Source organism: Chryseobacterium lineare, from assembly GCF_977014045.1.
The window spans coordinates 3,895,729-3,919,502 of the sequence record NZ_CDRNIQ010000001.1; the positions used below are offsets into that span (position 1 = coordinate 3,895,729).

Sequence of the window (23,774 nt, forward strand, 5' to 3'; positions counted from 1 at the left end):
TTTAGTTTAGTTGATTGTCAAGTGAATAGTTGATGCTGACAGTCAAAGCCTGGATTTGTGTTATTAAAAGCCCTCTTTTCTTCATTTTCTTTAATTGAAAAGGTTTTAGCAAAAATGAATATTCCAATGTTAGTTTAGTTCGTTAAAGAGGGCTTGGCATGGTTTAATTATATTTAAATTATTAGTTTAATTGTTTCCGTTTTCCCAGTGTACCTCTTCTCCCTGCGGAGCAGCGCCACCCTGAGCCGGAGTGATAGGAGCTGTTTCCTGGTTGATGTGATAAATATAGGCTGCAATTTTTTCGGCATCTCTTCCGGTGATGGTTCCTTCTTTAATCAGAGGACGCATTGTCGGATTGTTTGGAGATCCGTTTTCGAGCATCCAGAAAACATTTTTGAATAAGCTTTTTTCTTTTATATTGATCCAGTGACTATCAGTAAGATTCGGGCCGATTCCTCCTTTAGCTCCTTCTCCGTGGCAGGTTGCACAATTGGTTTTAAAGAGTTCCTGACCTTCTGCAATGTTGTCGGCACTATATTTTGCTGTTTCAAGATTGATCTGAGGAGCTGTTTTTTCATATTCTGCAATAGAAGCAAGCATGGTTTTGGTTTCGTGTGTCAGCTCGGCTTCAGGATGTGCATAATCTGTGAAGGCGAATGCGGTAAGATACACGGCGCAGAATATAAATCCGAACCAGAAAAGACCGATCCACCATTTTGGAAGAGAGTTGTCCAGCTCTGTGATTCCGTCAAATCCGTGGTCAATAAGAATATCTTTTTCCTCTGTAGCAGACTGTTTTTTGAAAGCTGAATTCCAAAGCTTCTGATAATAAGGTATATTTTTTTCTTTTAGATATAAAGCTTTTTCTTCATCCGACAGTTTGGTGAAATTCTGATTTTCGATCAGGTCTCCAATGGAATTCATGATCAAAAGCAGGATAATCGTGATCAGCATCAATCCCCAGAAAAAAGGAGAAGAGAAATATTCTGAATCGTGTGCGAACATTTCGAACGCCATGATCGTCAAACCTATAGTGACAAGGATGTGTACTGAAATTGGGGTTCTTGTTTTCATTTTTAATTAATTTAAATTATTCTGCACTTGCGGTTTGAATCTGCGTGGTTTTAATATCTGTTCCCAGCCTTTGTAAATAGGCGATCATTGCTACGATTTCTCTGTTCTCAAGCGGAACAAAAGAAGATCCTTTTGCCATTCTGTCTTTTTCTACCTGCTGTTTCACGTCTGCTGCTTCAGAATATATCCTTTTAACAATACCTTTTGCCTGATTGTCGGCCCACTGATTCGCAGAATCAATCTCAGCTTTTGTGTAAGGAACATCGAAATAATTTTTCATAAGTTTCATCTTGTCAACCATCTGGCCTTTATCCAGTTTATTGGTAATCAGCCAAGGGAAACGTGGCATAATGGATCCTGCTGAAGTAATTCTTGGGTTGTACATGTGTTTGAAGTGCCATGAATCAGGGTTTCTTCCACCTTCTCTGTGTAAATCAGGTCCGGTTCTTTTTGATCCCCAAAGGAACGGCCTGTCATATACAAATTCTCCTGCTTTTGAATATTGTCCGTTTTTACCTTCAAATCTTACGATTTCATCACGGAAAGGTCTGATCATCTGAGAGTGACAGGCATTACATCCTTCTCTGATATATAAATCTCTTCCTTCCAGTTCCAGGGGAGAATAAGGCTTTACCGCTGTAATAGTTGGTACGCTTTGTTTCAGTGTCAGTGTAGGAATAATTTCTACAAGACCACCAATCGCAACCGTAATAAATGCTAATATCGCCATTACTCTTGGGGTTCTTTCTATCCAAAGGTGTAATCCTTCACCTTCTTTTCTTGCACTTCCGACGTTTGCTAAAGCAGGAGCTTCTGCAGGAACATTTTTCTGGAACGAGCCGGCTTTAATCGTTTTTATCACATTCACCACCATTAAAATGGCACCTGAAATATAGAACAGACCTCCTAAGAACCTCATTTTGTAGTAAGGAATAATTGCTGTTACGGTATCCAGCCAGTTTTTCCAAACCAACGTTCCGTCCGGATTGAACTGTTTCCACATTAATCCTTGCGTGAATCCTGAAATATACATTGGTACCGCATAGAAAATAATTCCTAATGTCCCCAGCCAGAAATGCCAGTTAGCCAATTTTTTAGACCAGAGTGATGTCCTCCACATTACCGGAATCAGATAATATACGATACCGAATGCCATGAAACCGTTCCAGCCCAATGCTCCGATGTGTACGTGACCGATGACCCAGTCTGTGTAGTGTCCTATTTTATTTAAAGATTTTGTTGCTAATAGAGGACCTTCAAACGTTGCCATACCGTAACACGTAACGGCTACAACGAAGAATTTTAATATCGGATTTTCTCTTACCTTATCCCAGGCTCCTCTTAAGGTTAATAATCCGTTCAGCATACCTCCCCAAGATGGCGCGATCAGCATGATGGAGAAACCTGTTCCTACTGCCTGTGCCCAAGCCGGTAAAGCGGTGTACTGAAGGTGGTGTGGACCTGCCCAAAGATAAACGAAGATTAATGACCAGAAGTGAATAATAGACAGTTTATAAGAGAAAACCGGTCTGTCAGCAGCTTTTGGTAAGAAGTAATACATCAAACCAAGAACCGGAGTTGTGAGCACGAATGCAACGGCATTGTGGCCATACCACCATTGTACCAAGGCATCTTTAGCACCTGCATAGATGGAGTATGATTTCCATGAAGTAAATGATAAAGGTACCTCAAGGTTGTTGAAAATATGAAGCATTGCTACTGCAAGCCAGGTTCCGATGTAGAACCAGATGGCTACATATAAATGTCTTACCCTTCTTTTGGCAATGGTTCCGAACATGTTGATCCCGAAGATTACCCAGGAAATGGTAATTAAAATATCGATCGGCCATTCGTGTTCAGCATATTCTTTAGAAGTATTGATTCCCATAAGGAAAGTAATAACTACAGAAACGATCATAATCTGCCATGTCCAGAAGTGCATCCACGATAAGGTATCGCTGTACATTCTGGTTTTCAGTAATCTTTGCATACTGTAGTAGGCGCCACAGAAAAAGGAATTACATACAAAGGCAAAAATCACGGCACTTGTATGCAGCATTCTAATTCTTCCGAAGCCTAAAGCTCCCTGAGTATTGATTAATCCCTGAATGTTTCCTGAAGTGAGACTTTTGATAGTTGTATCATCCGTTCCAAATAAAAATTCGGGAAGTTCGGGGTAAAAAAGCATCAGCGCAGCGGTAAGACCAAGTAAAAAACCAACCAGACCGAATGCAATTGTAGCATAGAGAAATGCTCTGACAATATTATTGTCATAATTAAATTTTTGCGTCTCCATAATTCCTAAAGTATTGTCCTGAAATGATATTTCTTTTTTTTAACTGAAGTTTTTATGTAAATTTTTAACTTAAACATCAATAAATTGAAATATCATGTAGCGTAATAATGTTTTGCCAAAGGTATTCACTAACTTTGTGTAAGGCTAATAGATATACTTCTAAAATATACTAAAAACTACTAAAACGAATAGGCATGAAAATATGTGGTCAAAATATAAGAAAAATAAGGAGGAGTAAGGATTTTACACAAGAATATATGGCTTACGAAATGGGGATATCACAGAAAGCATATTCTGATATTGAAAACTCTAAAGTAAAAATCAACTTGGAAATTCTTACAAAAATTTCTGATATTTTAGACATAAAACCTTCCGAAATCTGCAGTATTTCCGATAAATGCGGAACGAATGATTATGAAGAGAAATACCTTGAATTGTTGAATTATATGAAAAAGAAAGGAATCTTAATTCCGGATGAACTTAAATAAATTCTGATTTTTTTCTCAAGTAAAAAGAAGAAAGGATATTTTATAAAACAAAAACAGGAAAAATGATGAACATCTTTCCTGTTATGTAGACTCACAGGGATTCGAACCCCAGATGACTGAACCAAAATCAGTAGTGTTACCGCTACACCATGAGTCTTTCTCTGTTTGAGTGGTGCAAATTTACAGATTTTTTCATTATTTGCAAGAACTTTTTGAAGTTTTTTTTAAATTTACTGAGTCTTTATTTACGATCATTATGCTGATAGATTTCAAAAATCTCAATATTAATCAATTACCATCAGAAACGGAATTTGAAAATAAAATTAAAGCTTTTTTAAATGACTGGTTTTCGGAAACACAAACTGTACAAGTACAGACCTCCGGTTCTACAGGTACTCCAAAGGTTTTTGATATTGAGAAAAAGAAAATGATCGCTTCTGCTGAAATGACCTGTAATTTCTTAGATTTAGTTGAAGGCGATTCTGCTTTGATATGTCTTCCCATTGAATACATTTCGGGAAAAATGATGGTTGTAAGGTCTATCGTTAGAAAAATGAAATTAATAGTTAACAATCCGACAACACAACCATTAATTGATATTGATTATAAGGTTGATTTCTGTGCAATGACTCCGCTTCAGGTTGAAAATTCTTTAGATAAATTATATTTAATTAAAAATTTAATCATCGGTGGAGCTGCCGTTTCGGAAAATTTAAAGAAGAAAATTTTTCAGAGATCACATGAATTAAAAGGTTCTCAAAGAATTTTCGAAACTTATGGAATGTCTGAAACGTTATCTCATATTGCTTTAAAACAAATTTTTCCTTATCCGGAGGACTTTTTTACAACATTTAAAAATGTAGAAATTTCCACGGATGAACGAAGCTGTCTGAAAATTTTTGCCCCACATTTGAATACAGAAGTTTTACAGACTAATGATTTAGTTGAAATTAAAAATGACAATCAGTTTAGATTTTTAGGAAGAATTGATAATGTGATCAATTCCGGAGGGGCTAAAATTTTTCCTGAACAACTGGAAGCTCTTGTTAAAAAAGAAATTCCATGTGAAGTCGTTTTTATGGGATTGGAAGATGAGACTTTGGGTCAGAAATTGATATTGGTTATTGAAGGACAGGAATCTCAGGAAATCATTGACAATATTGCAATCTTACCCTTTGAAAAAAGTTTTCACAGACCAAAAGAAATCATTTTTAAAGAAAAAATTCCGCGAACTCCAAATGGAAAGATCAACAGAATCGAACTGAAGAATACACTGTGAAGAACTATTAATAATTAAGAAATGAAAGATTTTTCTAAAGAACTCAGTTTTAAAACTTCCCGTAGCAGTGGAGCAGGAGGACAAAATGTAAATAAAGTGGAAACTTCTGTAACGGTTCTTTGGAAAATCGAAGATTCTGAATTTTTTAATGACAGCCAGAAAGATTTGATTCAAACTAAATTAAAAAATAGAATCAATACCGAAGGCTTTTTGTTCCTCACGGTTTCTGAAAGCAGAACGCAATTGATGAATAAAACCAAAGCCATCGAAAAAATTCTTGAAATCGTGGATAAAGCTTTAATTATTCCTAAAAAGCGTGTGGCCACGAAGCCATCCAGAGGGCAGAAACAGAAAAGACTGGATGCTAAAAAGAATTTATCTCAGAAAAAGGAAAACCGGAAATTCAGATACTGAATGATATTTTTAGTCTTGCTGATTGAAGTAATCTCTGTTAAATTTTAATTGTTTTTTATCTCCTTTCACAGATTCGTGTTATTTTTGCGGCAAACTTTATACTCATGATTAAAAAACTAATAACACTCGGTTTATTTTCGATTACTGCAATGTCTTTTGCACAACAAAAATTCTCAATCATTCCATCAGTAGGATATGCATGGAGAACAGCCAAGACGGTTTCAGGGCTTTCCAGAGAAGAAGAAAACTATGTAAAAGGCCTGAAAAGCGGCATGAATTTCGATATCTCTGCGTACTATCAGGTGAACAATATTTTATCAGTCGGATTGAAATATTCCAATTACAGTGCTTCCAGCGATGGATATATTTTAGGGTATGTAAATAATATGCCTGTTTCAATTCCGGTAACGACGAAAGATCATATCGATTTCTACGGACCTGCCGTTATGATTTCCAATTTTAATGAAGAAACGAGACATAAGATGTTTGTTGATATGGGATTAGGAGTTATTTCTTATACCACCAAAACTGCCAATGTAAAAGGAACCGGATCTAATTTGGGGGCAGAACTTAATTTCGCCTACCAATACCAAATCACAAAAAATATTCTTATCGGTCCAAAACTCGGACTTACAGCAGGAACACTTAATAAAATGAAAATTAACGGAGTTACCTACGACTTCAATGACGACCAAAAAGAAGGTTTACACAGAGTTTCTTTAAGTGCGGCGGCTACATTCCGTTTTTAAGTTTTATCTTTGCAAAAAAAATAATTAAATGAGCAAACCGATTACTGAATTCATAGAAAAATATTATCTGCACTTCAATGCAGCTGCGTTGGTAGATGCTTCAAAAGGATATGTTGCACATCTTAAGGATGGCGGTAAAATGATGATTACCCTTGCAGGAGCGATGTCTACGGCAGAATTAGGGAAAATTCTTGCAGAAATGATCCGTCAGGACAAAGTAGATTTCATCTCATGCACCGGGGCCAATCTTGAAGAAGATCTTATGAATCTTGTAGCGCATTCTCACTATGAAAGAGTTCCTCATTACAGAGATCTTACGCCGCAGGAAGAATGGGGGTTGTTGGAAAGAGGATTAAACAGAGTAACAGACACCTGTATTCCCGAAGAAGAAGCTTTCAGAAGGCTGCAGAAGCATATCTATGAGATCTGGAAAGATGCAGATAACAAAGGAGAAAGATATTTCCCACACGAATATATGTATAAAATGATCCTTTCAGGAGTTCTTGAGCAGTATTATGAAATTCCAAGAGAAAATTCATGGATGATCGCTGCAGCAGAGAAAAACTTACCGATTGTTGTTCCAGGATGGGAAGACTCTACGATGGGAAATATTTTTGCCTCTTACTGTATCAAAGGGGATCTTAAGTTCTCTACCATGAAATCGGGGATAGAGTATATGGCATATCTTGCCGACTGGTACACTAAAAACTCATCAGGAAAAGGTGTTGGTTTCTTCCAGATTGGTGGTGGTATTGCGGGGGATTTCCCGATCTGCGTAGTGCCGATGCTGTATCAGGATATGGAAATGCATGATATTCCGTTCTGGTCGTATTTCTGCCAGATTTCGGATTCTACGACTTCTTATGGTTCATATTCCGGAGCTGTTCCGAATGAGAAAATTACATGGGGTAAACTTGATATCACAACACCGAAATTTATCGTTGAAAGTGATGCAACCATCTGTGCGCCATTGATGTTCTCATACATCTTAGAAAATTCATAAAGCGGCAAGACGAAAATCTAAGCTTGAAAATTATATAACGTTCCAATTGTTGGGACGTTTTTTGTTTTTCCACAGATTTTTTTCTCCTTATATCTTTTTTTTAAGTTTGGCGTGTCCCTCGTCCAAAGCTTGGCAGCCGCTCGGGTCGGGCTTCTCCGGGCTCCACTTCGTTCCGGTCTCAAGAGACTGCTCGCTTCGCTCGCACCCTACACATCCCTCACGCGTTTCAGTCAAGAGAATTTACCAGCACAAAATACCGGTATCCAAGAATTCCTTTTTGAATCTTTGTCAGCTTATTGGGATCTTTATCACTCAATTTGGGAAGAACGGCTTTGTTTATCTTATTAAGCCAACGGAAAAATGATTTTTTCATAACAGATATTTTGATAGTTAATCTTCAAAAATTATGCAATAAGAAAATTCATGTTAAGATATTTAGTAGTTTTTTATTAATTGAAACATTGTGTTCTTTTCTAAGTAAAGCGCTTTTGCAAGCTTAAAAAAGCGATTAGTAGTTGAAAATTCTCATGAACTTTACATTAAAAGCATTATAATTAAATAAAGGATAATTAAGAAGATATTAATTAACAGACATATTTCTTAATTTTGATTTTTATCAATCCACACGATATGAATGAAATTTTTAAACAGCAAGTCTTGGAAATCACGAAATTGGTTCCCAAAGGAAGAGTAACAAGCTATGGAGCAATAGCAAAAGCGGTTGGTTATCCCAATCATTCCCGGCATGTTGGCAAGGCGATGGGAGGCTGTCCACCGGATGTTCCCGCTCATCGGGTTATTTCAAGTTCCGGAACTTTGTCGGTTCCCGAATTTCAGAAAAGACTGGAAGCAGAGGGAATTGTTGTCGAAAATTTTAGAATCAAAGATTTTAAAAAACTTTTCTGGGATCCGATGTCAGAATTATGATCAGAAAATAAAATATTTCTTTTAATAGTTTCGGCGGAGCCTTTGGCTCCGCCGAAACTATTAAAAACACTCGGGTCGACAAAGTCGACCCGAGTGTTTTTAATTATCATTTATAAAAAGATTATTTTTCTAACTGCTTATAGCTTCTCTGGATAAAATCTGTCAGTTCTTTTCCTTTCAGTAAATTTTGAGAAAGTTTCGCCAGATCCAAAGCATGCTTAATTAAGTCCGCTTTTTCATTAGTATCTTCCGTTTTCAGGATCTGACCGGCAAATTCACTGTTGGAATTTACTACAAGATTATACATTTCCGGAAAACCTCCCATGCCGAACATTCCGCCACCGCCGGTTGCCTGCATGTCTTTCATTCTTCTCATAAATTCAGGTTGTGTAATCGTAAACGGAGCATCTGTACTGTCGAGATCTTCAAGCTGAACGGTGAATTTTTTATCATTGATTGATTCTTCAACATTTTTCTTCAACGATTCTTTTTCCGTTTCATTTAATTTGGAAATAACAGGCTCATCCTTTTTAATTAAATTATTAATGTGGTCTGCGTCTACTCTCGCAAAAGAAATTTTGTCTTTTGAAGTTTCCAGTTTTTGAATTACGTGAGGAATAATGGGTGAATCTAAAAGAAGAACTTCATATCCTTTATCTTTCGCGGCCTGTATGTAGGAATGCTGCTCATCTGCATTGGAGGCATAAAGAATGATAAGATTTCCGTCTTTATCGGTTTGATTAGGCTTTATTTTTTCCTCAAGCTCATTCCATAGGAAATATTTTCCGTCAGTTGTCGGATATAATGTAAACTTGTCTGATTTTTCAGCAAATTTTTCTTCCGTAATGATCCCGTATTCAATGACTACTTTGATATCGTTCCATTTTTTCTCATAATCTTCGCGGTTTTCGTTGATAAGCGAAGCCATCTTGTCGGCCACTTTTTTAGTGATGTACGAAGAGATTTTCTTCACCGCACCGTCAGCCTGAAGGTAAGAACGCGAAACATTCAGAGGAATATCCGGAGAATCAATAACTCCACGAAGCAACATTAAGAAATCCGGAACAATACCTTTTACTTCATCTGTTACGAAAACCTGATTCTGGTAAAGCTGGATTTTATCTTTTTCAATATTTAAATTGTTACTTAGCTTAGGGAAGAACAAAATCCCCGTTAAATTGAACGGATAATCAACATTTAAGTGAATATTGAATAAAGGCTCTTCAAACTGCATCGGATATAATTCATGATAAAATTTCATGTAATCTTCATTCGTCAGTTCACTTGGAGCAATCGTCCATGCCGGAGTGGGGTTATTGATGATGTTATCGACTTCCTCAGTTTCTGCAACGGCATCCTCAGGAGCGTCTTCCGGCAAAGGTAACGTGTGAGTCTTTGTTCCAAATTTAATCGGAACAGGCATGAATTTGTTATATTTCAACAACAATTCTCGGATTTTGCTTTCTTCTAAAAACTCTGTAGAATCTTCAGCAATATGAAGGATAATTTCTGTTCCTCTCTCAGTTTTATCGGTTGTTTCTTCTAAAGTGAATTCAGGGCTGCCGTCACAGATCCATCGAACTGCAGGTTCTTCTTTATAGGATTTGGTTAAAATTTCAACCTTTTCTGCAACCATGAATGCGGAATAAAACCCAAGCCCGAAATGCCCGATAATTCCTGAATCTTTTGCCGTATCTTTATATTTTTCCAGAAACTCCTCAGCTCCTGAAAAAGCAACCTGATTGATGTATTTTTCAACTTCCTCACCGGTCATTCCGATTCCCCGGTCAATAATGTGGAGTTTTTTATTTTCTTTATCTACCTTAACTTCAATCTTCGGGTTTCCGTACTCTACTTTTGCTTCACCGATACTCGTTAAATGCTTTAGCTTTAAAGTCGCATCCGTTGCGTTGGAAATTAATTCTCTTAAGAAGATTTCGTGGTCACTGTAAAGAAATTTTTTAATTAACGGAAAAATATTTTCCACCGATACATTAATATTTCCTTTAGTCATAATAATTTTTTGTTTTAATTTTCCTTTTATTTCTCAAAAAAAATACCGTTTGATATAAAGTGACATTTTGGCATTTTTTGTATTGAAATTAGTAATTAGTTTTTTAATAAACAACCACCTGCTTAATCTGTAAAATCAGCGAGAGAAAATAGACTGCTTAGGTTTTATATTCAATGACAATAAAAAAGACAGCCATTTCAGACTGTCTTCAATATTTTTAAAATTAAAAAATTATTTCTTCTTTAATTCTTCTTTAATCTTATTTTCCAATTCTTCTGCAAGTTCAGGATTATCTTTCAATACATCTTTTACTGCGTCACGACCTTGGCCTAATTTTGTTTCTTCATAACTAAACCAAGATCCGCTTTTCTTCACAATGCCTTGTTCTACAGCCTGATCCAGGATTTCTCCTGTTTTAGAAACACCTTCACCATACATGATATCGAATTCTGCCTGCTTGAAAGGTGGTGCTACTTTGTTTTTTACAATTTTCACTTTTACACGGCTACCAACGGCTTCATCACCATTTTTAATCGGTGCGCTTGCTTTTCTGATGTCAACTCTTACAGAAGCATAGAATTTTAAAGCATTACCACCGGTGGTTGTTTCAGGGTTTCCAAACATTACACCGATTTTTTCTCTCAGCTGGTTGATGAAAATTACCGTACATTTTGTTCTTGAAATGGTTGCTGTTAACTTTCTTAGAGCCTGAGACATCAATCTTGCATGAAGACCCATTTTAGAATCTCCCATTTCTCCTTCAATTTCAGCTTTTGGGGTAAGCGCGGCTACAGAGTCAATTACTACAATATCAATTGCTCCCGAACGGATCAGGTTATCAGCGATTTCTAATGCCTGCTCACCATTGTCCGGCTGTGAAATGATCAGGTTTTCAAGATCGATTCCCAATTTTCCGGCATAACCTCTGTCAAAAGCGTGCTCTGCATCAATAAACGCTGCAATTCCTCCTGCTTTCTGAGCTTCAGCAATAGCATGAAGTGTTAAAGTTGTTTTACCGGAAGATTCAGGACCGTAGATTTCAATGATTCTTCCTCTTGGGTAGCCGCCCACTCCAAGAGCGATGTCTAATCCCAAAGAACCGGAAGGAATTACTTCAATAGTGTTATCCACAGAGCTGTCGCCCAATGTCATTACAGTACCTTTTCCGTATGTTTTATCTAGTTTGTCAAGCACTAATGCGAGTGCTTTTTTCTTGTCGTCTATATTACTCATCTGTTGTTTAAATAATTTATCAAAAATACAAAAAAATACCTTGAAAAACTAATGTTGCCTACCATTAAAAAGCTGTTTTTATAGTTAAAGATTGATAAAATTTCAAGCTAATGAATTAATACTTAAATGCTAAATGTTAATTTTTAAAACTGCTGTTGAAGTATTTAAATGAGAACATTATCAATTAGTTATCTAATGGAAATTCGAATTTGCCGTAATGTTTAAATAGTCTGTGAGAACTTTCATCTGATCTTTATTTCCTTTCTGTATTCTTCGTTTTCGGCTCACCAGTTTGTCATAGATTTTATTGATCATTCTTTTGATAACCGGAAAAGCTTTTCTGTTATTTACTTCAGGAATCTGCAGCCTTTTGCATACATCGTTATCCAGCAAAAACCAGGTGCAGCATATGTGCAGATATCGAAGATTTCTTCTTTGAAATTTATACTTTAAAATTGGATTTTCCAATGATTCATTCAATAAAGAATGTGCCAGAAGAACCGAATCTTTATCGGCAGGTGGCTGAATGGAAGTCCACATATAAAAAAATTCTGTAGCCTGCTTTTTATTTTCAGGTAAAAGGTTTTCCGGAATTCCCAACATATATCCTACATATTTCCAGAGATGAAAAAGGCCTTGCTCTTCCTGTACAGAAAAAGTATTGCCCAACTTATGAAGGCTGTGCAGAAAAACAAGACTGAATCCGATGTATGTTGCCATCATATCCCAGGAATTGATGGGTTCTCCCCAGTTTTCAGTATCCCAGTTTTTATAGTGTTTTTTGATTGAAAGTCTTGCGTAGGAATGAATTAATCTTGTTTTAATGGCAAATTCGTAACCTTTTTGATGAAGCTCCAATGCGTTATACCTTGTTGCGTTCACCCAGAAATCGAGTGTTTCCGAAAGTCTCTTTACTGCTCCTTTTTTTAACGCTTCGGTTATAATAAGAGGTTTGTTGAGATACGCAAAATCATAACCTCCCATCAGGCAATAATCCCGAAGAGAAATAAGAGAATCAAGATTGGCTCTCATGCAAAGTTCGGCACCATTTTTTAATAAATCATAATCCAGCCAGTCAGGAATTTTTTGTGTTTGTAAAAATAGTTTTTTTACACTTTCGGGAACATCATCACTTTCAGAAACTCCGTTACGAATGTAGCCTTCAATTTCTCTTGATGCCTCGTGAAATTTTTTGGTTAAATAAATATCCTTCACAACCTGATCTCCGGCTTCGTCAATATGATAAAAGTAAGGTGAGAATTTTTCAAAATCTTTAAAGCTCACTTCTGCGCCGGAAAACCTGATAAGCCGGCTTCCATTGCCTTTTGTCCAGAAGTCTTTGAAATGCGGAGAATCTTTAAAGCGTGGCTGTAAATTGAATCTGTTCATTAGTAATAAAAGTACAAGTTTTACGCCGAATACGGAGGGTGAGATTTGTCATTCATCTTAAATGATCTTTGAAAATACTACAAACGGGTAATTTCTTCGTGTTTATGGAATTTGAAAATTTGTATAAAAATTAGTTATTATGAAAACAAAAATTTTATTACTGTTTCTGCTCGAATGGGCTGGGATGGTTTTTGGACAAGAAAATTTTAATGTAAGATATCGCATCTACGATAAATTAGGCGACTATACTCTAAAAAAGAATATAAAAACGAGTTTTGAAAGTTTATCTGAGGAAGAAAAACGTAAAATAAAAGAAAAATATAAGATTGGAGATAAAATATCTGTTGAAGATAAAGTTATTATTAACGGAAAAGAAATAAAAGTAATAAGAGAGATTACTATTGATGATAAATTTTTTCAGGAGTATCAGATAGATGGAGTTGTTGATGCAAATATAGGAGGTATGGAATGTGGAAATGTGAAAGTAGAGAAGAATAAATTGCTTGTTAATCTGTTGTTGAAAGATGGAAAGAGTAGCCCTGTTTATTTTTATGAATTACAAAACAGAAAGAGTCCTGTTTTATACTTTACTTCTATGACTTTGAACGCTTTAACAATACCTATCAAATATCGATTTAAAGGTAAGAATGGACTTGATGAAGAGTTTTCTACGGGAATTAATGGTAATCTATTCTGGGGTATATATTCATATGGAGGAACTACATTTTTCTACAAGGACGAAATTGAAACCAAAGAGAATACATGGCGGATTACAGGTGGATTGTTGGTAGGTGCATCTTCTGTTAAACTTAATAAATCAAATACAAACCTCGCGGATCGTCCGATTACTGATGATACTGAAATTACTAAGGGACTAGGATCCGTTGCTTTTGGAATTACTTTTATGTATAATAGTATCAATATTGGAGTATTTTTAGGTGTTGATTATGCTATTGGAAAAGATGCTTCCATCTGGAATCATAATAAAAAACCTTGGCTGGGTGCAGGCTTTGGATATAAAATATTTTAAAGTTAAAATATAAAACCTTCCCAACCGGGAAGGTTTTATATTATTCATTACTTATTGTTTAATTACAAAGAAGCAGCGTGAACCAACATATCCACCAACTTATTAGAATAACCCATTTCATTGTCATACCAAGAAACAAGTTTTACAAAGTTAGGAGAAAGCATGATACCAGCGTCTTTATCAAAGATTGAAGTTCTCTTATCTCCTACGAAATCCTGAGAAACTACCGCATCTTCAGTGTATCCTAAGATACCTTTCAATTCACCTTCAGAAGCTGCTTTTATTGCTGCACAGATCTCCTCGTAAGAAGTAGCTTTTTCTAATCTTACTGTTAAATCCACTACAGAAACGTCAACAGTTGGTACTCTGAAAGACATCCCTGTTAATTTTCCGTTTAATGAAGGAATTACTTTTCCTACCGCTTTTGCAGCACCTGTAGAAGAAGGAATAATATTGTTAAGAGCCGCTCTACCACCTCTCCAGTCTTTCATTGAAGGACCGTCAACGGTTTTCTGAGTTGCCGTTGTAGCGTGTACAGTAGTCATCAAACCTTCTACGATCCCGAAGTTATCGTGAATTACTTTAGCTAAAGGTGCTAAACAGTTTGTCGTACAAGAAGCATTTGATAAAATTTTGATGTCGTCAGTAAGTTCAGTGTGGTTTACACCCATTACAAACATTGGCGTATCATCTTTAGAAGGAGCAGAAAGGATTACTTTTTTAGCTCCTGCATTGATATGTTTTGCAGCATTTTCTTTATCTAAGAATAAACCTGTAGATTCAACGATATAGTCAGCTCCGATTTCATTCCACTTAAGATTATTCGGGTCTCTTTCTGCAGTTACTCTGATTCTTTTTCCGTTTACCACAAGATCATTTCCTTCTACAGAAACTTCACCCGGGAAAATACCGTGTACAGAATCATATTTTAACATGTAAGCCATGTATGTAGCATCGATAAGGTCATTAATTCCTACAACTTCGATGTTGTCTCTTTCAGTCATTGCTCTGAAAACAAGACGTCCGATTCTACCAAACCCGTTGATACCTACTTTAATTGTTGACATAATAGTTTGTTTTAAATTATATTAAAAATATTAGATTGCTAAAATTTCTGAAATCAGAAGAAGATCTTTATTGATTTCGTTGTGTTTTTTAATGGCTTCTTCAATTGGCGTATAAACCAGATCGTTAGAGCGCATTCCTGCCATTACATTGGTTTGTCCTTCCATTAAGCCTGTTACCGCTCCATAGCCAAGTCTGCTTGCCAAAACTCTGTCGGCACAGCTTGGAGATCCTCCTCTCTGAATGTGTCCCAAAATAGCCACACGGATATCATAATCAGGGAACTCCTTCTTTGTTTTTTCCGCTAACTCATAAATGTTCGCTAATTTTTCTCCTTCAGCCACAACAACAATACTTGATGCTTTTCCTGTCTTTTCAGCATTTCTGAAATTAGTGAAAAGCTCATCAATACTGTCTTTTCTTTCAGGAATGAGAATATCCAGAGCTCCTGCAGCTAATCCACTGTTCAAAGCAATGAAACCGGCATCACGACCCATTACCTCAACAAAGAAGACTCTGTTGTGTGAAGTTGCCGTATCACGGATTTTATCAATGGCTTCCATTGCGGTATTCAGGGCTGTATCATAGCCGATTGTATTATCAGTTCCGAAAATATCGTTATCAATAGTTCCCGGTACACCGATTACTCTGATACCGAATTCTTCATTAAAGATTTTAGCACCCGTGAATGTTCCGTCTCCGCCGATACACACCAATCCGTCAATGCCAAGCTTCAAACAATGGTCATAAGCCTTCTGACGTCCTTCTTTGGTTCTAAATTCCATGGATCTGGCAGATTTCAGAATGGTTCCGCCCTGGTTGATTATATTTTTTACGGAACGGGGACCCATTTTAAGAAAATCACCGTTGATGAGGCCGTTGTAGCCTTCTCTTACTCCGTAGCATTCGATATTATAATAATTTGCGGTTCTTACCACCGCTCTTAATGCTGCATTCATACCCGGAGAATCTCCTCCTGAGGTAAGAACTGCAATTTTTTTTACAGCACTCTCTTTCATCTAGTAAAAAGTTTCGAACACAAATTTACAAAAACAAGTTCAGATAATAATAGTATGTTTATAATAGTTTTGAATATAAGTTATTAAAAATGTCTAAAATTTGTTGGTTTGAAAAATTATCTCATGACTTATGATTCAAAATAGTTGATTTGTAAATTAAAAAAAATTATGAATTACCATTTTTCCGTCAAATACTTCCAGTATCTTCTCGGAACATGCTGAATATGCAGTTTAAGGTTCTTTCTTTCCACAATATTGGTTTTCGTGAAATATCGTTGCCATAGCGTTTGATATTGAGCTTCTTCATCATGGAATTTCTGCTGATATTTATTTAAATCCAATTTTTCATCCGGATAAAAAAAATCACAGGTTTCCAAATCGTAAAGAATGCCGTAATTTCTGCGTAAATCATAAATCATCCACTTCTGATCCTGATAACGGTCTTTGAAATGTTTCCGGATAAGCGGAAGAACATTGAAATCGGGATCGATTTTGGAGAAGAAAACATCATCCTGCATTTTTTCAAAACGTACGAATGCTGTCATCCGATGTCTTTCACGGCTTACGGATTTACAGATTTTAGATATTTTTAATATATCATTGTCGGCATAATTTTGCAAAATATTTTCTTCCGAATGTTTTATAGATTGTTTTACGGCTGATAAAATAAGTTGCTCGGATTCCGGCTCTTCGGATAAATATACTTTCAGCAATTCATGAATTCCTGCCTTGCCTATATTTTTTTCAAGTTTGTTTAAAACCCTCTCTGCTTTATCATTCTGCGTGATGACTTCATGGATTTCAGCAAAAATATTTTCCTGGTGAAACCTTTCCCTGCTTATAATTTCTACGTTTTTGTAACGGTATTCGAAAACTTCAAATATCGCTGTGAAAAGTCCGTCAAAACTTCCGTCGTAGAGTAGGGTGGTCATTTGGGTGGGAGAGTTTTAGAGTTTAGGATTTTTGAGTTATTTGTGAAAATATTCGTGCGATTTGTGTTTAAAAAAGAGTTAATTGCTGCGAAAACTGATTATGAAACTTAGAAGAACTTCCACCGATTAATAATTTCTTTAAATTTTTATCTGTTAAATATTTTAGGAAGGCATTTCCGGCATTGAAATCGATGAAATATTTTGCGCGGTTTACAGCTGCCCCAAGCTTTTTTAAATGATCTATATTCAAAACCTGAAAGCGTCTTGCACTCACAATTTTCTGTGCTGTTTTCACGCCAATTCCCGGAATTCTTAATATCATCTGATAATCCGCAGTCTGTAAATTAACAGGAAACTGGTCAAGATGTCTTAATGCCCAGCTCATTTTTGGATCGACCTCCAAATCCAGAAAAGGCATATTGGGATCCAGAATTTCTTCAGCTTTAAAGCCGTAAAATCTCATCAGCCAATCTGATTGATAAAGACGGTTTTCACGCAGCATCGGAACTTCTGTTGTCAATGAAGGTAGTCTTTTGTCTTCCAAAACCGGCACGTATCCCGAATAATAAACTCTTTTCAGACTGAAATTTTTATAAAAATGATCCGCTACTTTAATAATCTGTAAATCATTTTCATTGGTTGCACCCACAATCATTTGTGTAGACTGGCCGGCCGGAGCAAACTTTGGTGTTTTCCTGAAGATTTTCTTTTCGTCTTTATACTGTGCGATTCCGTTTTGGATATATTTCATAGGATTCAGCATATCCTGGCGATTTTTTTCAGGCGCAAGCAATTTGAGTCCGCTTTCGGTAGGAATTTCAAGATTGATGGATAAACGATCCGCATATAGCGCCGCTTCCTGCATCAGCTCATCACTGGCACCAGGAATAGACTTTAGGTGAATGTATCCGTTGAAATTCTCTTCAAGACGAAGCTTTTTCGCAACACGGACCAATCGCTCCATGGTTGTATCTGCATTTTTGAAAATTCCGGAGCTTAAGAATAATCCTTCTATATAATTTCTTCGGTAAAAATTAATGGTTAAATCAACTACTTCTTCCACCGTGAAAGCTGCTCTTTTAATATCGTTTGAGCTTCTGGAAACGCAGTACGCGCAGTCGTAAATACAGTGATTGGTCAATAGAATTTTGAGCAGTGAAACACAGCGTCCGTCTTCCGTATAGGTATGGCAGATCCCACTTGCAGAACTGTCTCCCAAAGCACCTTTTTTGTTCTTTCTCGAACCTCCGCTGGATGAGCAGGAAACATCATATTTTGCTGCATCCGCAAGGATTTCAAGTTTTTCTTTCAGACGGTCAAAATTCATACTGTAATCTTATTTTTACCACAAAAGTTGCAAAAGATTTTAAATCTAATAATTTGGCTATTGAAAGTTAGCAAAAGAAAAATTAAAAATTTTTAATGAACTTAAGTGTACTTTTTATAATGTTTTTATTAAACTTTTTATTTTCGAATGCGAAAAAGCTTTTGGGACTTTTGCGGTTTAAAATTTTATATTTTCTGTCAAATGTAGTTCCAAAATTGATAAATGTCAACCTTTTTTCATTGATGTTATCAACAGTTTAAAGTGACAAAATTAGTATATTTACGCTCATTAAATTTATGTTATGAATCATAAACCCGTTGAAGGTTTTTCCAAATTGACGAAACAGGGAAAGATCGATTGGCTCGTAAACGAATATCTGGAAGATAACGAAGAACATCAAAATATATTAAAGCAATACTGGAATGAAAATGCTGATTTGCAGAAACTTCATGACGAGTTTTCCGAAAACACGATTTCCAATTTCTATATGCCCTACGGAATTGCTCCGAATTTCCTTATCGACGGAAAATTATTTGCCCTTCCAATGGCTGTTGAGGAAAGTTCTGTAGTGGCTGCGGCTTCAAAAGCTGCGAAATTCTGGTTGGATAAAGGTGGTTTTAAAACGACCATCATCAACAATGAAAAACTGGGACACACGCACTTTATTTTTAATGTTGAATCTCATAAATTACTGCATTTTTTCAATTTTAATGTAAAGAAAAAATTACTGGAAGCCACGGAAGATATTACCGCTAACATGAGAAAGCGTGGCGGAGGGATTTTAGATATTAAACTGGTCGATAAAACCACAGAAATGCCGAATTATTACCAGTTGAAGGCCAGTTTCGATACAGTAGATTCAATGGGCGCGAATTTCATCAATTCATGTCTGGAACAGTTTGGGAAAACTTTAAAACAGGAAGTTGCGATCAGCGAAGATTTCAGTCAGGAAGAGAAAAATTCTCTACAGATTGTGATGAATATTTTATCTAATTTCACACCGGATTGTATCGTAAGAGCTGAGGTTTCATGTAAAATTGAAGACCTGAGAGATGACAGCGGAATTTCCAATGAAGAATTTGCCTGGAAATTCAAGCAGGCCGTTACCATTGCAGAAATCGAGCCTTTCCGTGCAACGACTCACAATAAAGGAATTATGAATGGGGTAGATGCTGTGGTAATTGCCACCGGAAACGATTTCAGGGCAACAGAAGCCTGCGCACACGCTTTTGCAGCAAGAAATGGGAAATATTCTTCTTTAACGCACTGTACTACGGATAATGGAATTTTCAGATTTTGGATCGATCTTCCGATTTCGGTAGGAGTGGTGGGTGGTCTTACCAATCTTCATCCCCTGGTAAAATTCTCTTTGGCTCTTCTTGGAAAGCCTTCAGCTCAGGAATTAATGAGTATTTTGGCCGTGTCCGGACTAGCGCAGAATTTTGGAGCGCTTCGTTCTTTAATAACCACCGGAATCCAGAAAGGTCATATGAAAATGCATTTGCTGAATATTTTAAATCAAATGGGAGCGACGGAAGAGGAAAAACAATATTTCGTAACGTATTTTAAGGATAAAACGGTCAGTCATCATGAGGTGATCAATGAATTTAACAAATTGAGAGGACTATAATGTTTGGAGTCATTGTGTCAGCTTTTATGATGGCTTTCGGGATTTTTCTGAAACTGACGGAAAATCCCGGATTTGCGCGGAATAAAAAATTTGCGTGGATTTTTATTGGAATTGGACTCGTATCATTAATATTCAAGATTTTAAATTATAAATGAAAACAATTACTTTAGTTTTTGGAGCCGTTTACGGAATGTTATCCGTGATTTTGGGTGCATTCGGCGCGCACGCTTTAAAGAAAATTTTATCTGTGGAAAGACTGGAAAGTTTTGAAACAGGCGTGAGATATCAGATGTATGCCGCATTTTTTCTTTTAATTGCAGGATACATTTTAAAATTTGAAACTAAAACAGAAAACTGGATTTCCTGGCTGATGATTTTCGGAACGATGCTATTCTCTTTCAGTATTTACGGTTTGAGTATGCAGGATTATTTCGGGATGAATCTTAAATTTCTTGGACCCATCACTCCTGTTGGAGGATTACTGATGATTCTGAGCTGGACTTTGTTGATTTTCTATTTTGTGAGAATAAAAAGTTAATCGATATCTGTTAAACTAATTTTAAACTTAACCATAAAAGCACAAAGAATATTATAAAGCTAATATGAAAGTCACTAAAGTTCCCAAATGAATAAAATGTGAGATTTTTAAAAACTTATATGTTCTTTTTTCTATTCATTATTAACTTTAAAATATGATAGCTAAATTTTGTGGTTTGAATAAAAAAACTTTGTCGGCGGAATTATTCCGGGAATTATTGCGAGAAATAAACGGAAAACGCATTTTCCATAAATGAATGGTTTAAATAAAATCAGAGATCTGTTTTATTTTAAACTGACAGATTAGACAAAAATGGAAAACTGTTTTAATCTAAACTGGTATTTTAAACCAGAACAGATTTACGGCAAGCTCTAAAATTGTATGGTGCAGATAAAATACAGGAAGAATGAATTTTTAAGCCAATAAACTTGAACTTCCATGTCTTTTTATTAAATTTGTCAACCTTTAAATATTAAAATAAAATAATAAAAATAATATGAATCTTCACGAGTATCAATCAAAAGAGATTTTATCAAAGTATGGAGTAGCTATCCAACGTGGTTTCGTTGCAAACAACGTAGAAGAAGCTGTAGCAGCTGCTGAAAAACTGACTGCTGAAACCGGAGCTCAGGCTTGGGTTGTAAAAGCGCAGATCCACGCAGGGGGCCGTGGTAAAGGTGGTGGTGTAAAGTTCTCTCCAAACATGGATAAGCTTAAAGAAAACGCTCAGAACATCATCGGAATGCAGTTGGTAACACCACAGACTTCTGCTGAAGGTAAAAAAGTAAATTCTGTTTTGATTGCAGAAGATGTATATTATCCTGGAGAATCTGAAACAAAAGAGTTTTATGTTTCTATTCTTTTAGACAGAGCTGAAGGTAAAAATACAATCGTATATTCTACTGAAGGTGGGATGGATATTGAGCACGTTGCTGAGGTAACTCCTCACTTGATCCACAACGAATTGATCGATCCTGCTTTGGGCCTTCAGGGGTTCCAGGCTAGAAAAATAGCTTTCAACCTGGGTCTTGAAGGGAATGCTTTCAAAGAATTCACAAAATTCATCACTTCTCTATACAATGCTTATGTAGGAATTGATGCCTCTCTTTTTGAAATCAATCCTGTATTAAAGACTTCTGACAACAAAATTATCGCTGTTGATGCTAAAGTAACGTTGGATGGTAACTCATTGTTCCGTCACAAAGATCTTGAAGCGCTTAGAGATACAAGAGAAGAAGATCCTATCGATGTAGAAGCTGGTGAAGCGGGTCTTAACTTCGTGAAGCTGGATGGTAATGTTGCCTGTATGGTAAACGGAGCCGGTCTTGCAATGGCGACTATGGATATCATTAAATTATCTGGTGGTAATCCTGCTAACTTCCTTGACGTAGGGGGTACTGCTGATGCTCAGAGAGTACAGACAGCTTTCGGAATTATCCTTAGAGATCCGAACGTAAAAGCTATCTTAATCAACATCTTTGGAGGTATCGTAAGATGTGACAGGGTTGCTCAGGGAGTTGTAGATGCTTACAAAGCAATGGGAAGCCTTCCTGTTCCGTTGATCGTAAGATTACAAGGAACGAATGCTGTTGAAGCAAAGCAGTTAATTGATGATTCAGGTCTTCCTGTACACTCTGCCATTACTCTTGAAGAAGCAGCTAACAAAGTAAAAGAAGTTTTAGCTTAATAATTAAGTTTTTACGATAAAATAAAACCGTTGTCTGTTTTCAGGGCAACGGTTTTTTTGCGATTATACTTTATCTGTATTGAGATTTTCGCCTCCGGTAATGCTGATGCTTGTTGGTGTTACGAGTTGTATGCCTTCTGAATCGAGCCGCTTTTTTATTTCAAGATAAGCAATGCTTTTCAACAGCATCATATCGGCGCCTACAACCATCGGGAACTTAACCTGAAGATTAAAAATGCCCTGCTTAAGATCTGTAATTATAACGGTCGCTGTTTCCGGCTGGTCAACATTATCCAATTTCTGTACAACTTCCAGAACTGCCTGCTGAGCTTTTGAAACATTCTGATCTGCAGGAATTTCAAAATTTAAATATATTTTTCTTTGCGGAGATGCTGTAAAATTATAAAACGGCGCATTGAAAATGACCTGATTGGGGATATACACTTTCTTTCCGTCATCACCGATCAGTTTTGTGGTTAAGAAACCGATTTCAGATACAGTACCCGAATTATTCCCGATGGTGATGTAATCTCCTACCCTGAAGGCTTTGTCAATACCGATCAGTAAGCCCGAAAAAATACTGGATACAAGATCTTTTAAGGCGACCCCTGCAATAACCCCTGCTACCCCTAGACTACCAATAAATTTCCATAAAAAGCCACTGAATCCCATAATTTCCAGAGCAATAAAAGTACCCATGATCATAATCAGAAATCTGAATACACCGACCATTGTTACTAAGGAACTTTCTTTCTTGCTTTTTGGAAAGAGCTTGTGAAAAATTTTAACTGAAATCTGACTTAAATATTTACTGGTAAAAAGGAAAAGGGTAAATACAATAATTCCGACAATTAGTTTTGGAGTAATTTCTGCGAATTTCAGATACCAATTTTCAAGTACGTTATAAACAATGTCGATATAGCGTAAGCCATTTTTCTCCATGAATGATTTTTTAAAATAATTTATTTTTTTTCAACAAAAATTTTGCCAGTCTCAAAAACTCTACTAAATTTGTAGACTAATAAGAGCAAAATATTATGTCAATAAAACTAGGAGATACAGCACCGGACTTTCAGGCGGAAACGTCTTTGGGAGATATTAATTTTTACGAATATTTAGGCGATTCATGGGGGATTTTGTTTTCGCATCCGGCAGATTATACGCCCGTGTGTACAACAGAATTGGGATATACCTCAAAACTGAAATCAGAATTTGATAAAAGAGCAACCAAGGTCATTGCCTTAAGTGTAGATGGAGTAGAAGATCATCAAAACTGGATTAAAGATATTAATGAAACTCAGAATACTGAAGTACAGTTTCCTATCATTGCAGATAAAGACCGTAAAATTTCTGAGTTGTATGATTTTATTCACCCGAATGCATCCGCAACGGCTACCGTACGTTCTTTATTGATTATTGACCCGGAAAAGAAAGTAAGATTAATCATAACTTATCCCGCTTCAACAGGAAGGAACTTCAATGAAATTCTGAGAGTGCTTGATTCTCTTCAGCTGGTTGACAATTATAAAATAGCAACTCCGGTGAATTGGCAGGATGGTGATGATGTTATTGTTCCTCCTACGGTTTCTACGGAAGATGCAAGGAAGATTTTCCCTAAAGGTGTAACGGAAGTTAAGCCATACCTGCGATATACTCCACAACCGAATACATGATTTATTT

22 protein-coding genes and 1 tRNA gene are annotated in these 23,774 nt (G+C 36.3%); 11 read left to right on the forward strand and 12 right to left on the reverse strand.

The window, feature by feature from the left end:
• Window positions 1–186: 186 nt before the first annotated feature.
• Together ACWNCI_RS17485 and ccoN are read right to left on the reverse strand one after the other, a co-directional pair.
• The gene (locus tag ACWNCI_RS17485; protein WP_449389263.1) at window positions 187–1,074 is read right to left on the reverse strand and encodes a c-type cytochrome; all 888 of its coding nucleotides are present in this window, start codon (window positions 1,072–1,074) and stop codon (window positions 187–189) included.
• A 16-nt stretch (window positions 1,075–1,090) separates the two neighbouring features.
• Window positions 1,091–3,370, reverse strand: a complete 2,280-nt coding sequence (ccoN, locus tag ACWNCI_RS17490; protein WP_449389264.1) for a cytochrome-c oxidase, cbb3-type subunit I — start codon at window positions 3,368–3,370, stop codon at window positions 1,091–1,093.
• A gap of 194 nt (window positions 3,371–3,564) precedes the next feature.
• Between ccoN and ACWNCI_RS17495 the strand changes: the two genes are divergently transcribed.
• Window positions 3,565–3,858, forward strand: a complete 294-nt coding sequence (locus tag ACWNCI_RS17495) for a helix-turn-helix domain-containing protein (protein WP_346986547.1) — start codon at window positions 3,565–3,567, stop codon at window positions 3,856–3,858.
• An 86-nt stretch (window positions 3,859–3,944) separates the two neighbouring features.
• Here ACWNCI_RS17495 and ACWNCI_RS17500 read toward each other — a convergent pair.
• Window positions 3,945–4,015 (reverse strand) — tRNA-Gln (locus ACWNCI_RS17500).
• A 99-nt stretch (window positions 4,016–4,114) separates the two neighbouring features.
• Between ACWNCI_RS17500 and ACWNCI_RS17505 the strand changes: the two genes are divergently transcribed.
• The 4 genes from ACWNCI_RS17505 to ACWNCI_RS17520 all read left to right on the forward strand — a co-directional run bounded on the left by ACWNCI_RS17505 (window position 4,115) and on the right by ACWNCI_RS17520 (window position 7,303).
• Window positions 4,115–5,137 (forward strand): AMP-binding protein, encoded by a 1,023-nt coding sequence (locus ACWNCI_RS17505; RefSeq protein ID WP_449389265.1) that lies wholly within the window; start codon window positions 4,115–4,117, stop codon window positions 5,135–5,137.
• 21 nt (window positions 5,138–5,158) lie between these two features.
• Window positions 5,159–5,551 (forward strand): alternative ribosome rescue aminoacyl-tRNA hydrolase ArfB, encoded by a 393-nt coding sequence (gene arfB, locus ACWNCI_RS17510; protein WP_449389266.1) that lies wholly within the window; start codon window positions 5,159–5,161, stop codon window positions 5,549–5,551.
• Between the two features lie 104 nt (window positions 5,552–5,655).
• Window positions 5,656–6,300 carry a hypothetical protein gene (locus ACWNCI_RS17515; protein WP_449389267.1) on the forward strand — a complete coding sequence of 215 codons (645 nt, stop codon included), beginning with the start codon at window positions 5,656–5,658 and terminating at the stop codon, window positions 6,298–6,300.
• 28 nt (window positions 6,301–6,328) lie between these two features.
• A complete protein-coding gene (locus ACWNCI_RS17520; protein ID WP_042720872.1) occupies window positions 6,329–7,303 on the forward strand; it encodes a deoxyhypusine synthase family protein in 975 nt (324 codons plus the stop codon).
• Window positions 7,304–7,529: 226 nt separating this feature from the next.
• Here ACWNCI_RS17520 and ACWNCI_RS17525 read toward each other — a convergent pair whose 3' ends face one another.
• Entirely contained in the window at window positions 7,530–7,676 is a 147-nt protein-coding gene (locus ACWNCI_RS17525) for a hypothetical protein (protein WP_449389268.1), read from the reverse strand.
• A 257-nt stretch (window positions 7,677–7,933) separates the two neighbouring features.
• On the opposite strand from ACWNCI_RS17525, the gene ACWNCI_RS17530 reads away from it, so the two are divergent.
• On the forward strand, window positions 7,934–8,230 hold the full coding sequence (locus tag ACWNCI_RS17530) for an MGMT family protein (protein WP_449389269.1): 297 nt from the start codon (window positions 7,934–7,936) through the stop codon (window positions 8,228–8,230).
• A gap of 121 nt (window positions 8,231–8,351) precedes the next feature.
• Here the strand turns inward: ACWNCI_RS17530 and htpG are convergent, their stop codons facing one another.
• From htpG to ACWNCI_RS17545, 3 genes are all read right to left on the reverse strand, one after another.
• Window positions 8,352–10,244 (reverse strand): molecular chaperone HtpG, encoded by a 1,893-nt coding sequence (gene htpG / locus ACWNCI_RS17535; RefSeq protein ID WP_449389270.1) that lies wholly within the window; start codon window positions 10,242–10,244, stop codon window positions 8,352–8,354.
• Between the two features lie 231 nt (window positions 10,245–10,475).
• On the reverse strand, window positions 10,476–11,477 hold the full coding sequence (gene recA / locus ACWNCI_RS17540) for a recombinase RecA (RefSeq protein WP_042720877.1): 1,002 nt from the start codon (window positions 11,475–11,477) through the stop codon (window positions 10,476–10,478).
• A 192-nt stretch (window positions 11,478–11,669) separates the two neighbouring features.
• Complete coding sequence (locus ACWNCI_RS17545) at window positions 11,670–12,866, reverse strand: oxygenase MpaB family protein (protein WP_449389271.1); 1,197 nt, start codon at window positions 12,864–12,866, stop codon at window positions 11,670–11,672.
• 139 nt (window positions 12,867–13,005) lie between these two features.
• On the opposite strand from ACWNCI_RS17545, the gene ACWNCI_RS17550 reads away from it, so the two are divergent.
• Entirely contained in the window at window positions 13,006–13,896 is an 891-nt protein-coding gene (locus tag ACWNCI_RS17550) for a hypothetical protein (RefSeq protein WP_449389272.1), read from the forward strand.
• A 62-nt stretch (window positions 13,897–13,958) separates the two neighbouring features.
• On the opposite strand, the gene gap is transcribed toward ACWNCI_RS17550, so the two are convergent.
• From gap to ACWNCI_RS17570, 4 genes are all read right to left on the reverse strand, one after another.
• Window positions 13,959–14,963 (reverse strand): type I glyceraldehyde-3-phosphate dehydrogenase, encoded by a 1,005-nt coding sequence (gap, locus tag ACWNCI_RS17555; protein WP_007843037.1) that lies wholly within the window; start codon window positions 14,961–14,963, stop codon window positions 13,959–13,961.
• Window positions 14,964–14,993: 30 nt separating this feature from the next.
• Window positions 14,994–15,980 (reverse strand): 6-phosphofructokinase, encoded by a 987-nt coding sequence (pfkA, locus tag ACWNCI_RS17560; RefSeq protein WP_042720708.1) that lies wholly within the window; start codon window positions 15,978–15,980, stop codon window positions 14,994–14,996.
• Window positions 15,981–16,153: 173 nt separating this feature from the next.
• Complete coding sequence (locus tag ACWNCI_RS17565) at window positions 16,154–16,912, reverse strand: TIGR03915 family putative DNA repair protein (RefSeq protein ID WP_449389273.1); 759 nt, start codon at window positions 16,910–16,912, stop codon at window positions 16,154–16,156.
• A gap of 67 nt (window positions 16,913–16,979) precedes the next feature.
• On the reverse strand, window positions 16,980–18,239 hold the full coding sequence (locus tag ACWNCI_RS17570) for a putative DNA modification/repair radical SAM protein (RefSeq protein ID WP_042720706.1): 1,260 nt from the start codon (window positions 18,237–18,239) through the stop codon (window positions 16,980–16,982).
• A gap of 301 nt (window positions 18,240–18,540) precedes the next feature.
• On the opposite strand from ACWNCI_RS17570, the gene ACWNCI_RS17575 reads away from it, so the two are divergent.
• From ACWNCI_RS17575 to sucC, 3 genes are all read left to right on the forward strand, one after another.
• Window positions 18,541–19,869, forward strand: a complete 1,329-nt coding sequence (locus ACWNCI_RS17575; RefSeq protein WP_449389274.1) for a hydroxymethylglutaryl-CoA reductase, degradative — start codon at window positions 18,541–18,543, stop codon at window positions 19,867–19,869.
• Between the two features lie 151 nt (window positions 19,870–20,020).
• A complete protein-coding gene (locus ACWNCI_RS17580) occupies window positions 20,021–20,407 on the forward strand; it encodes a DUF423 domain-containing protein (RefSeq protein ID WP_346986529.1) in 387 nt (128 codons plus the stop codon).
• A 496-nt stretch (window positions 20,408–20,903) separates the two neighbouring features.
• A complete protein-coding gene (gene sucC, locus ACWNCI_RS17585) occupies window positions 20,904–22,094 on the forward strand; it encodes an ADP-forming succinate--CoA ligase subunit beta (protein WP_346986528.1) in 1,191 nt (396 codons plus the stop codon).
• A 63-nt stretch (window positions 22,095–22,157) separates the two neighbouring features.
• On the opposite strand, the gene ACWNCI_RS17590 is transcribed toward sucC, so the two are convergent.
• Window positions 22,158–23,036, reverse strand: coding sequence for a mechanosensitive ion channel family protein (locus tag ACWNCI_RS17590; protein ID WP_449389275.1), 879 nt, complete (start codon window positions 23,034–23,036; stop codon window positions 22,158–22,160).
• Between the two features lie 95 nt (window positions 23,037–23,131).
• Here ACWNCI_RS17590 and ACWNCI_RS17595 point away from each other — a divergent pair, with 95 nt between their 5' ends.
• On the forward strand, window positions 23,132–23,767 hold the full coding sequence (locus ACWNCI_RS17595) for a peroxiredoxin (RefSeq protein WP_449389276.1): 636 nt from the start codon (window positions 23,132–23,134) through the stop codon (window positions 23,765–23,767).
• The last annotated feature ends 7 nt before the right edge of the window (window positions 23,768–23,774 follow it).

Bases quoted from the DNA above. Each gene is read 5' to 3' on its own strand.
- sucC (WP_346986528.1), top strand. From the start codon at position 20,904: ATGAATCTTCACGAGTATCAATCAAAAGAGATTTTATCAAAGTATGGA.
- ACWNCI_RS17580 (WP_346986529.1), top strand. From the start codon at position 20,021: ATGAAAACAATTACTTTAGTTTTTGGAGCCGTTTACGGAATGTTATCC.
- pfkA (WP_042720708.1), bottom strand. From the start codon at position 15,980: ATGAAAGAGAGTGCTGTAAAAAAAATTGCAGTTCTTACCTCAGGAGGA.
- ccoN (WP_449389264.1), bottom strand. From the start codon at position 3,370: ATGGAGACGCAAAAATTTAATTATGACAATAATATTGTCAGAGCATTT.
- ACWNCI_RS17595 (WP_449389276.1), top strand. From the start codon at position 23,132: ATGTCAATAAAACTAGGAGATACAGCACCGGACTTTCAGGCGGAAACG.
- ACWNCI_RS17485 (WP_449389263.1), bottom strand. From the start codon at position 1,074: ATGAAAACAAGAACCCCAATTTCAGTACACATCCTTGTCACTATAGGT.
- ACWNCI_RS17515 (WP_449389267.1), top strand. From the start codon at position 5,656: ATGATTAAAAAACTAATAACACTCGGTTTATTTTCGATTACTGCAATG.
- ACWNCI_RS17495 (WP_346986547.1), top strand. From the start codon at position 3,565: ATGAAAATATGTGGTCAAAATATAAGAAAAATAAGGAGGAGTAAGGAT.
- arfB (WP_449389266.1), top strand. From the start codon at position 5,159: ATGAAAGATTTTTCTAAAGAACTCAGTTTTAAAACTTCCCGTAGCAGT.
- ACWNCI_RS17575 (WP_449389274.1), top strand. From the start codon at position 18,541: ATGAATCATAAACCCGTTGAAGGTTTTTCCAAATTGACGAAACAGGGA.
- ACWNCI_RS17545 (WP_449389271.1), bottom strand. From the start codon at position 12,866: ATGAACAGATTCAATTTACAGCCACGCTTTAAAGATTCTCCGCATTTC.
- ACWNCI_RS17520 (WP_042720872.1), top strand. From the start codon at position 6,329: ATGAGCAAACCGATTACTGAATTCATAGAAAAATATTATCTGCACTTC.
- ACWNCI_RS17565 (WP_449389273.1), bottom strand. From the start codon at position 16,912: ATGACCACCCTACTCTACGACGGAAGTTTTGACGGACTTTTCACAGCG.
- ACWNCI_RS17525 (WP_449389268.1), bottom strand. From the start codon at position 7,676: ATGAAAAAATCATTTTTCCGTTGGCTTAATAAGATAAACAAAGCCGTT.
- ACWNCI_RS17530 (WP_449389269.1), top strand. From the start codon at position 7,934: ATGAATGAAATTTTTAAACAGCAAGTCTTGGAAATCACGAAATTGGTT.
- recA (WP_042720877.1), bottom strand. From the start codon at position 11,477: ATGAGTAATATAGACGACAAGAAAAAAGCACTCGCATTAGTGCTTGAC.
- ACWNCI_RS17505 (WP_449389265.1), top strand. From the start codon at position 4,115: ATGCTGATAGATTTCAAAAATCTCAATATTAATCAATTACCATCAGAA.
- ACWNCI_RS17590 (WP_449389275.1), bottom strand. From the start codon at position 23,036: ATGGAGAAAAATGGCTTACGCTATATCGACATTGTTTATAACGTACTT.
- gap (WP_007843037.1), bottom strand. From the start codon at position 14,963: ATGTCAACAATTAAAGTAGGTATCAACGGGTTTGGTAGAATCGGACGT.
- htpG (WP_449389270.1), bottom strand. From the start codon at position 10,244: ATGACTAAAGGAAATATTAATGTATCGGTGGAAAATATTTTTCCGTTA.
- ACWNCI_RS17570 (WP_042720706.1), bottom strand. From the start codon at position 18,239: ATGAATTTTGACCGTCTGAAAGAAAAACTTGAAATCCTTGCGGATGCA.
- ACWNCI_RS17550 (WP_449389272.1), top strand. From the start codon at position 13,006: ATGAAAACAAAAATTTTATTACTGTTTCTGCTCGAATGGGCTGGGATG.